Genomic DNA, 1,568 nt, shown 5'->3' with positions numbered 1-1,568 from the left:
GGAACCTCCATCCTCGGAAGACCTCGACCCCTCCCCCCACACCGACGCGCCACCCGACCGCGCGACATGCCCTACACCCTCATCTATGAAGAGCCTCATTACCGTGGTCGCAGTGGCTGATCGGCAGTGGCTGGTGACAGCCGGCTATGCCACCGCTCACCTGATCCTCATGGCGGTACAGCAGGCGCTGAGCGCCCCTACATGGCGCACCTGGAGCCCGTTGATGGTGAACTTCCTCATCCTCACAGGCACCTCGCTGATCATCGGTGCGGTCGTCGGTCGGACAACCCGCAGGCGCCAGCGCGCCAGAGCCGAAGAGGCACAGCGGCTCCAGAAAACGCTGCAATCCACCGCGCATGCGATGCACGACTCGGTGGCCCAGTCCGCGGCGCAAGCTCTGTGGCTCGCCCGCGTTGGCCTCGACGAGGACACCGGCGCAGCCGACCCGAGATTGCTCGCCCTCGCCGACGCGTGCCAACGAGTGCTCGACCAGACCCGCGAGGTCATGGTCGCCTTGCAGTCGGGCCATTCTCCTCGAACGCCGCTCGGTGGGGCGGCGGACAATCTGGCTGCGCTTCTCGCAGCGCGCGCCCAGGAGCTGGCAAAGACTGGCCGTCAGCTGGAGTGGACGTGCGAGCTTCCCCCGCAGCTGCCGGCACTCACATGCGCTCGGCTCTCGGACGTGGTGGTCGAGGCAACGAGGAACATGGCGAGGTATGCCCCGCCCCGATCCACATGCCGCGCCGCCGTGCGGCTCGGCTGTGCGGCGGGGCAGGTGAGGGCATCGTTCACCAACCCGATGGGTGACACGGGCGCTTGCGGGACCTCCACCGGCATGGGCCTGATGGTGCTGGCCGACGAGATCCGCTCAGCGGGAGGCCAGTTCTCCGCCGGCGAGGTGAACGGCGTCTGGACCCTCGACGTCGTCGTTCCAGGGGACGACTACGATGCCTGAGAATCACAACCGGATTGTCATCGTCGACAACGATCCCATTGTGCGCGCCGCAGTGGCCCAGATGCTTGCCCGGCGCGGTGCGGCCGAGATCGTGGCCACACTGGGAAGCGGCCATGAGGCGATCGACTACTGCGAGACCCACAGGGTCGACGCCGTGCTCATGGATGCCAGGATGCCTGGATTGGACGGCATCTCAGCCTCCGCGGACCTGAAGACCCACCATCCGGGGCTTCGCGTGGTCATCTTCTCCTCCTACGACAGTCCACCCTTCACCCCGCACGACGGCCCGGCGGGAGCGAGTCACGCCGAGCGGGCGAAAGCCGACGCGTTCGTCTCGAAGTCGGCTACCATCGACGAGGTCGAGCAGGCGCTGCTCGGGGAGTCCTGCGCATCCTCAGCCCGAAACACACTGACTGGCCGCGAGCACGAGGTGCTGAATCTCTTGTGCACCGGAATGACAAACCGCCAGATTTCGCGCGCTCTCGGCATCAGTGAGACAACTGTGAAGACGCATATCTGGCTCTTCCCAGATGAGGGTGTAGGCGACGCAGCAGCCGTGGTGGGAGGGCGCGGCGCGTCGGTGCCCGGATAGTGGCCGAGGCCTTCCGAGGAT

Annotated in this window: 2 protein-coding genes; both read left to right on the top strand. The window is 66.6% G+C overall.

What is annotated here, in order from left to right; translation table 11 throughout:
* The first annotated feature begins 85 nt into the window (after positions 1 to 85).
* Positions 86 to 955 (top strand): sensor histidine kinase, encoded by an 870-nt coding sequence (locus BMX93_RS12595; protein WP_091971698.1) that lies wholly within the window; start codon positions 86 to 88, stop codon positions 953 to 955.
* The gene (locus BMX93_RS12590) at positions 948 to 1,547 is read left to right on the top strand and encodes a response regulator transcription factor (protein ID WP_091971695.1); all 600 of its coding nucleotides are present in this window, start codon (positions 948 to 950) and stop codon (positions 1,545 to 1,547) included. Before BMX93_RS12595 ends, BMX93_RS12590 begins: the two co-directional genes overlap by 8 nt.
* Positions 1,548 to 1,568 lie beyond the last annotated feature (21 nt).

Source organism: Propionibacterium cyclohexanicum, assembly GCF_900111365.1.
GTDB classification, from domain to species: Bacteria; Actinomycetota; Actinomycetes; order Propionibacteriales; family Propionibacteriaceae; genus Propionibacterium; species Propionibacterium cyclohexanicum.
This window is presented reverse-complemented; position numbering and strand designations above follow the sequence as displayed.